We start from the raw sequence: 8,233 nt of genomic DNA, 5'->3' as shown, positions 1-8,233 counted from the left end.
TTATAAAAATCCCCGCCACTATACTATGATGCTGGCCCATCACGACCTGCGGGTAGTGCATGTGTCCACACACGTCTCTTTGCGAGAGGCCTGCGACCGGGTCAAGAAAGATCGAGTACTGGAGGTTATCCGCATTGCGGATAAGGCTTGTCGGGATATGGGAATCGCAGAACCGCGGATCGGTGTGGCGGGGCTCAACCCGCACTGCGGTGAAGGGGGCTTGTTCGGACGGGAAGAAATCGAAGAAATCAGTCCGGCCGTGGAGCAGGCGTGCCAGGAAGGAATGAAGGCCGACGGCCCCGTTCCCCCGGATACCATCTTTTCTAAGGCGCTGGGAGGATGGTATGACATTGTGGTGGCTATGTATCACGATCAGGGACACATCCCGTTGAAAGTGGTGGGCTTTACCTATGACCGAACTTCCCATGCGTGGAGCGCGGTCGAGGGAGTCAACATTACGTTGGGCCTGCCTATCATCAGGACCAGCGTGGATCACGGGACTGCTTTTGATCAGGCGGGCACTGGGCGGGCCAATGAACTCAGTCTCAAAAATGCCATCGAGTATGCAATCCGTTTCGCTGCGTCTGGAGACGGCGAATCACGGTAACCAATAGAAATCATAAGGAGGAACCCATAATGAAACTTGTAAAACGGATCGCCAGTGCGACCCTGGCGGCGGGCATGGCGGCGACGCTGCTGGCTGGCTGTGGACAGGGCGGAACGGAAGGAACCCCGGAAAGTTCGGAGGCAGCCAACACCTATACCATGTTTATGCGCTCTACCTACGTGGACTGGCTCAAAGAACTGAAATGGTATGACGAGGCAGAAGCGCGCACTGGTATTCATGTGGAATATGTGTCGGGGCCGGAAGTTGACACGGATGTTTATTCTGAAGTGGATCAGCGGATTATCAGCGGAGACCTGACCGACGCTGTTATGACCAAGCTGTCTCAGACGGATGTCTACGGCCCGCAGGGCGTTTTTGTGGATCTGGCACCTTATATCGAGAAATATGCGCCGCATTTGCAGGAATATATCGACAACAATCCTGAATATAAGGCTATGGTCACCAATGAAAACGGTGAGATCTACGGTTTGTGCAAGGAAACTCCGATCTTTGCAGACTTTATCGGCTACCGGGCAGATCACTTCGCGGCCGCTGGTATTGATCCGGCCTCTATTGTAACAGTGGATGATTTTACCAAGGCGATGGAAACGCTCAAGGCGTACTACGGCAAAGACAATCCTAATTACTACCCCCTCAGTGGCCGTGAAAGTGCGGTGCGCTTTGCCGCATGGTTCGGTGCGAACAGCAATGTGACGGCCGAAGAAGCCAACGGCATTTATATCAACGGCCATAACAAGGATGGCTCGGTGGATATCAAAGCCGACGGTGCTTACGATATGGTCGCAACTATGAAGGACTGGTATGATAAAGGATTGATCCAGCCTGAATGGGTGGCGGGAACCTACAGTGAGGCGGACTGGGAGGCTGCTATGCTGAACGGAAACGCCAGTATTTTCTATGACTATTACAACCGCGCCGAGTGGTTTATGGAAAACGGTGGACCCGATAATGATCCTAACTACCAGATGGCGGTGCTGGATTTCCTCAAGGATGAAAACGGCAACACTATGAAAGTGCCCACCAGTACCCCGTACAACGACGAATGCGTGACTGCTATTAACGCAGAATGCAGCGAAGAAAAAATCAAGACGATCCTGACCTTTATTGATTACTTCTATAGTGAGGAAGGTATGACGCTGGCCAACTATGGTGTGGAAGGCGAGAGTTTTGAAGTGGCAGACGACGGGAGCAAGCAGTTCATCGTTGACTACCAGACTGAAGAGGCTAAACCGGCGGGTGAAAAACGCTGGAGCTTCCTTAGCGACCGTCTGACGGTCTGCAAGCCGGTGGATAACGAGGCATTTTACAAGTGGAATGCGCCCCTTATTGCGGAAGCCTGCGACCGCTTGCTGGTGGACGAAAACCTCAATGTTTCCAAGGCTCTCAAATTTACGCCCGATCAGTCCAAAGAACTGACCAACCTGATCGCTACGGTTTATGACGCACAGATGTCCGGCATTTGCCAGTTCATCAATGGCAGCCGCGAATTCAACGAGAGTGAATGGAAGGCGTTCCAGGACGAGATGGACGCTATGGGACTGGCTCGTATCGAAGAAATCGAATTGGAGGCCTATCAGGCTATGTACGGTGCCTGATCCTATTGTAAACAAGCAAATCCCTTTCTGCAAACAGCCTCTGCCGGTATGCTGCGGCATAGCGGCAGAGGAGCAGGGGGAAAAGCTGAAAGGAGTTCCCCATGCCGAAACGCATAAAGAATAGCGCAGCGGTCGCCGTACCCAAAGCGCCGCTGTGGACGCGCATCAAAAAAGATGTGGCGCGCAATTATTTGCTGTATCTGTTGATGGTGCCGGGCTTTTTGATCCTGGTGTTGTTCAAAATCGGACCGGTAGGGGCAATGGTCATTGCGTTTGAAGATTTCAGCGCGGCCAAGGGTGTATTTGGTAGCCCCTGGGTAGGACTGGAGCAGTTTGCCCGTATCCTGCAGGATGAATATATCTGGACCATAACAAAAAATACCATTATCCTGGCATTTCTGTCCGTCGTGGTAGTATTTCCTGTCCCTATTATCTTTGCACTGTTCCTCAATGAAGTTCGTATGAGGTGGGTCCGCAACACAGTGCAGTCACTGAGCTTTTTGCCCTACTTTATCTCAGCGGCCGTTATGGTCAGTATCATGTACACGCTGCTTTCGCCCAGTTCCGGTCTCGTGAACACCATTATTACCCGCTTGGGCGGCGAGAGCATCAACTTCATGGCGCGACCAGAATGGTTCCGACCATTGTATGTCATTCTGGAAATATGGCAGACGTTCGGATACTCAGCCATTATCTACATAGCCTCCATGATGAACATTGACCCTTGTCTGTACGAAGCGGCTGATCTGGATGGTGCTTCCCGCTGGGTCAAGATGTGGCGTATCACCCTGCCCAGTATTTCGACCTCGGTGATCACGATGCTCATTATCAGTGTGGGCAACATTTTCACCGTCAATCTGGATCGTATTCTGCTGATGTACAATTCTGGTACGTATTCTACCGCGGATGTTATCCAGACCTATGTGTACCGCATTGCCTTCCAGTCGACCGGCTTCCCGGATTACAGCTACGGCACGGCGGTGAATATCCTTAAGTCGGTTATTGCTTTTATTCTGGTCATGATCGTTAATAAAATCGCTGATAAATTCAGTGATTCCCGGTTGTTCTAAGGAAAGGGGGACCCGCAGTTATGAGTAGATCTCATGCCCGCCTCAAGCGGAAAAAACTCTTTGACTACGTCAACAGCGCCGTCCTTCTTTTGGTCGCTGCAGTATGCGTCTATCCGTTCTTGTATGTCTTTTTTGTGGCGACTACCGACGGCACTTACCTGGCCCGTGGCGAAATGACATTCCTGCCCATGGGCTTTAACCTCAAAGCATTTGCCTATATTCTGACTACGCCGCGGTTCAACGTCTTTGCAGGTATGCGCAACTCCTTCCTGTATACGGCACTGGGCACACTGGTATCAGTCGCCAGCACTTACATTACGGCTTATGTGCTAAGCCGTCCCCGCTTTAAGCATCGGTACTGGTTGATGAGTCTGTTCGTCATTACCTGGGTGTTTGATGCCGGTATTATTCCGCAGTACATTATCTACAACCAATTTGGTTTTGTGGACAATCCTCTGGTCATGATTATTCCCGGCGCCATCAATACGCAGTTTCTGATTATCACCAAGACTTTCCTGGATGGTATTCCAAAAGAGCTGGAGGAGGCCGCTGTGGTGGATGGCGCAAATGATTTGGGCATCCTGCGCCGTGTTTATTTGCCGTTGTCCTCCACAATCATTGCTACGATTTCCACTTTCTATGCGGTTTCTATCTGGAATCAGTATCTGCTGCCTCAAATCTATTTGAAGAGCGATAACTTGAAAACAATTCAGCAGGTCATCAAGGATGTGGTCATCACCAACAGTGAATCTGGCACTACCTTCAAAAACGTGGTAATCGATGGTATTACCCTCAACCAACAGAATTTGAAAGCGGCGGCTATCTTTATCGCCATGCTGCCAATCGTATGCGTGTACCCCTTTGTGCAGAAATACTTCAAAAGAGGTGTGCTGCTGGGGTCTGTAAAGGGCTGAGAGAAAGGAGAATCTTGCATGGACCGAACGATCGTTGATCTCCCTGCACTGGGCGATGATGGCCGCCTGTACCGGGATACGACCCTTGGCGTGGTGGAATCTCTGATTCCCAACCCGTGGAAAAGTTGCCACGCACCCGGTCTGCTGGAATTGCCCAATGGCGACTTGCTGTGCTGCTGGTTTGCCGGTTCCTGGGAAGGCAGTGCCGATGTAAGTATTGCGGTGGCACGGCTGGAAGCAGGGGCATCTAAATGGGGTAATCCGGTTATTGTATCGGATGATCCGACCCGTAGTGAACAGAACCCATCGCTTTTTATGGCCTCCGAGAATGAGATTTGGCTGATGTATACCGCCCAGGTGGCACATCGCCCGGATATGCCCGGCGACTTGGATCTGCAGGGCACCGCCGAAATCCGTCGGAAGATCTCTCGGGATGGCGGTCATACTTGGGGACCCACCGAAGCGCTGTTTACGAGGGAGGGATCCTTCTGTCGTCAAAGCATCCAGAAATTGTCCAGCGGAAGGTGGATCTTCAGCAACTTTATCTGTGCCAAAGACGGGAGCCGTTTGGGCAATGACGTAACAGTACTGCAACTTTCTGATGATGAGGGGCACACCTGGCGTACTGTGGAAATGCCGGGTAGCCGTGGCAGAGTCCATGGGAATGTTTTGGAAGTGGCACCTGGAAAGCTGGTTTGTCTGTTGCGCAGCCGCGCTGCGGATCATATCTACCGTTCGGAATCTTTAGATAACGGCGAAAGCTGGAGCGTACCGCAGCCTACGGAACTGCGCAATAACAATGCTAGTATTTCGGCTCTGATTTTACAGAGCGGTGCTATGGCGGTAGTGTACAACGATGTGGCCTTTAATGATGATCCTGACCGAACAGTCTGGCCTGATCAGCGCTGCCCTGTTACAGTGGCCATCTCGGAGGACGGCGGGAAAACCTGGCCCTGGCGGAGAATCGTAGAACATGGCGAAGGCTTTACCGGGCCGTGGAATGATATTAACAATCGCCGTTACGAGTATCCTACTATGATGCAGAGCCGGGACGGTGCGCTTCATATCGCCTATGCTTGGGGCGGACGCAAACGCATCAAATATGTGTGCGTTGACGAAGCTTGGGTGAGGGGCGAAAAGGTATGCCAAGGGGCTGAAAATGACCCGGAACTGACCTGCCGGCGCTGAGAAGAAAAGACTAGAAAAGTGAATAAGCCCCGCTTTTCGGACTTTATATCGAAAAGCGGGGCTTTTCGTTTGTGGAAAGCCTTTTGTCATAAGGTTTTCCGCTTTTTGCGTTTTAATTTGAATTTTCAAAAAATCCCAAATCGCAAAACAAGATCTTGCGAAAGTCAGGAATTTAGATATGCGATTTTGGAACATTACTTCGTTGTAGAAAGAGAAAAATCTGCGTTTTTAATACGTGTCAGCTGGCAATTTTGTGAGAACATAAGTTGAAAATAATGTGGAAATCAATCCGATTACAACTTGACTGCTCTCTTGCAGAGGCGTCAAAAGGCCGCCGGACACTCCTTTTGCGGGATGCCCGGCGGTCTTTTCGCTTGAACCCTACTAACGAATTGCATAAAAGATACTCTCAAGGATTGTTTACATCGACAAAAATCGTCGGGAAGGATTACTGTTTATGTAGAAGTACCGATTATGTCTCTCAAAAGGTGGTATAATGGGACCCAATAAAACGATTCGCTATGCTACTCATAACAGCTTGTGGGAGATAGAAGAATATGGATACACAAGCAGCGCATCTGATCCGTTTGTTGGCGGGAAAATCCGATCCGTCCAGGGCCGGCGGTTGGCTGCCGCTTTGGATGCACGCACGGGATACGGCGGGTATTCTTAAACATCTGGCGCAAAGCTGGCTGCCGGAAGCCGTGCGTCATACGTTGGGGATAGAAGAAGAAATCTTATACAAACTGGTTTTCTTTTTGGGAATGAGTCACGATTGCGGCAAAGGTACGTCACTTTTCCAAAGCAACATCCTTTGCCAATTGCCTGAAGCGCGGGAACGCCTGCAAGCGCAGCTTGTACTTCCTGATACATTCTTAAACCGCAGTGCCACGCCGCACGCGATGGCCAGTGAAGTGATCTTGCGGGAATTGGGCTGCCCGCCTGGGGTGGCATCCATCGTCGGGGCGCACCACGGTAAACCGCAGCAGGACAGAGTGGATGATTTTATTTGCGAACAGTTGGAAAATCACCCGGAAAACTACTGGGGTCGCGGTCAAGAGGGCCTCTGGCGGGCGATGTGGCGCGAGATGCTGAATGCCGCCTTGCGGGAAAGCGGCTTCTCGGATATGACAGAATTGCCGTCGTTGACTATCCCCGCCGAACTGCTGTTGACGGGCTTGCTGACAATGGCGGACTGGATCGCCAGCAATACGACCTATTTCCCACTGATCCCCGTGGAGGAAACAGGATGCGAAACGGACTATCCTGCGCGGGTGGAACAGGCTTGGAAAAAACTGAATCTGACGGGCCCGTGGGAATCGCCTTACAATAGTCTGGGGGCGGAAGAGTTCAAACAACAATTTGGATTTTGTCCCAACGACCTGCAGAGGTCTGTATTAGAAACAGCAAACTATATCGCGTCGCCGGGATTGCTTATCATCGAAGCACAGATGGGCGTGGGCAAGACGGAAGCCGCGTTGGCTGCTGCGGAGATCTTTGCCAGTCGCCGACAGGCAGGCGGTCTGTTCTTTGGCCTGCCGACGCAGGCAACAGCCAATGGTATTTTTGACCGCCTGCGGGATTGGGCCGAAACACAATCAGAAGATATGGTTCACTCGATCCGTTTGGCGCACGGCATGGCGGAATTGAACGAGGACTATCGCCAGTTGTTCTCCGGACGGGCCACGATCGAGGAGGACGCCGACAGGCAAAGCGACCCGGAGAGTGGTATACTGGTACACCGCTGGTTCCAAGGCAACCGTCAGGCCTTGCTGGCGGACTTCGTCATTGGCACGGTTGACCAACTACTGATGGCGGCGCTCAAACAAAAACACCTGATGCTGCGCCAGTTGGGGCTGGCCGGTAAGGTGGTGGTCGTGGATGAGTGCCATGCCTACGATACTTACATGAATTGCTATCTCGATCGCGCGCTGACCTGGCTGGGGCGTTATCAGGTGCCGGTAATCCTGCTCTCCGCCACACTTCCAGCCAAGCGGCGGGCCGAACTTGTCAATGCCTATTTGGGCGGGAAGACAGCGGGTGGAGACTGGCAGACCAGCCGTGGGTATCCGCTGCTGACCTGGACAGGCGGCGGGCAGGTCTGCCAGCGAACGGTACCGCTGAACGAACCAGGCAAAAACGTACAGTTGGCACCGCTGACCGAGGACCGGCTGCCCGCCATACTGCAGGAGAAGTTGGGACAGGGTGGCTGTGCGGGCGTCATCGTCAACACGGTGCGCAAAGCGCAGGCGGTGGCCACGCAGTTGCGCCAGGCCCTGCCGGGATACGAGGTGTTTTTGTTCCATGCCCAGTTCCTGATGCCGGATCGCGCCGAGAAAGAACGGACGCTGCTGCGGCGTCTGGGCAAACGTTCCACCCCGGTCGAACGGGACCGGTTGATCGTGGTGGGCACCCAGGTGATGGAACAATCCCTGGACATCGACTTCGATTTTCTGGTGACCGAACTCTGCCCCATGGACCTGCTGCTGCAACGCATCGGCCGCCTGCACCGCCGGACGGATCGAACAGACCGTCCGCTGCCGCTGCAAACGGCACAGTGTGCCGTGCTGGATACCGGCGACGAGAGCTTTGACGCGGGCAGCAAAGCGGTCTATGGCGAGTGGCTCTTGTGGCGCACCCGGCAACTGTTGCCGCAGGCGGTCGTGTTGCCGCAGGACATCCCGAGGCTCGTACAGGGCACCTACGGATGGGAGGAAAAGGACGTTCTGCCGCAGAATGCGGACAGTGTGCGCAGGCGGGAGGAATATCTGCTGAAGCGAGGAAAGCAAGAACAAAAGGCCGCTGCTTTCCTGATTCAGCCGCCGACGGAACACCGCT

Annotated in this window: 6 protein-coding genes; all 6 read left to right on the top strand. The window is 52.9% G+C overall.

All coding sequences use genetic code 11. The annotated features are described in order from the left end of the window. The coding region (locus Q0526_RS14465) for a 4-hydroxythreonine-4-phosphate dehydrogenase PdxA (RefSeq protein ID WP_298735020.1) at positions 1–607 on the top strand (607 nt) is incomplete at its 5' end. A 29-nt stretch (positions 608–636) separates the two neighbouring features. Next, complete coding sequence (locus tag Q0526_RS14460) at positions 637–2,223, top strand: hypothetical protein (RefSeq protein WP_298735018.1); 1,587 nt, start codon at positions 637–639, stop codon at positions 2,221–2,223. 101 nt (positions 2,224–2,324) lie between these two features. Further along, positions 2,325–3,293 (top strand): ABC transporter permease subunit, encoded by a 969-nt coding sequence (locus Q0526_RS14455; protein ID WP_298735016.1) that lies wholly within the window; start codon positions 2,325–2,327, stop codon positions 3,291–3,293. A 20-nt stretch (positions 3,294–3,313) separates the two neighbouring features. After that, the gene (locus Q0526_RS14450; protein ID WP_298735014.1) at positions 3,314–4,207 is read left to right on the top strand and encodes a carbohydrate ABC transporter permease; all 894 of its coding nucleotides are present in this window, start codon (positions 3,314–3,316) and stop codon (positions 4,205–4,207) included. Positions 4,208–4,225: 18 nt separating this feature from the next. Next, on the top strand, positions 4,226–5,395 hold the full coding sequence (locus Q0526_RS14445; protein WP_298735012.1) for a sialidase family protein: 1,170 nt from the start codon (positions 4,226–4,228) through the stop codon (positions 5,393–5,395). Positions 5,396–5,952: 557 nt separating this feature from the next. Then, positions 5,953–8,233, top strand: a 2,281-nt coding sequence (gene cas3, locus Q0526_RS14440) for a CRISPR-associated helicase Cas3' (protein ID WP_298735008.1), incomplete at its 3' end; no start/stop codon positions are given.

The sequence above is a fragment of the uncultured Subdoligranulum sp. genome, assembly GCF_937890665.1.
This window is presented reverse-complemented; position numbering and strand designations above follow the sequence as displayed.

Excerpts from the sequence above, each read along its gene's own strand:
- Q0526_RS14460 (WP_298735018.1), top strand. The coding sequence starts at position 637 with ATGAAACTTGTAAAACGGATCGCCAGTGCGACCCTGGCGGCGGGCATG.
- Q0526_RS14455 (WP_298735016.1), top strand. The coding sequence starts at position 2,325 with ATGCCGAAACGCATAAAGAATAGCGCAGCGGTCGCCGTACCCAAAGCG.
- Q0526_RS14450 (WP_298735014.1), top strand. The coding sequence starts at position 3,314 with ATGAGTAGATCTCATGCCCGCCTCAAGCGGAAAAAACTCTTTGACTAC.
- Q0526_RS14445 (WP_298735012.1), top strand. The coding sequence starts at position 4,226 with ATGGACCGAACGATCGTTGATCTCCCTGCACTGGGCGATGATGGCCGC.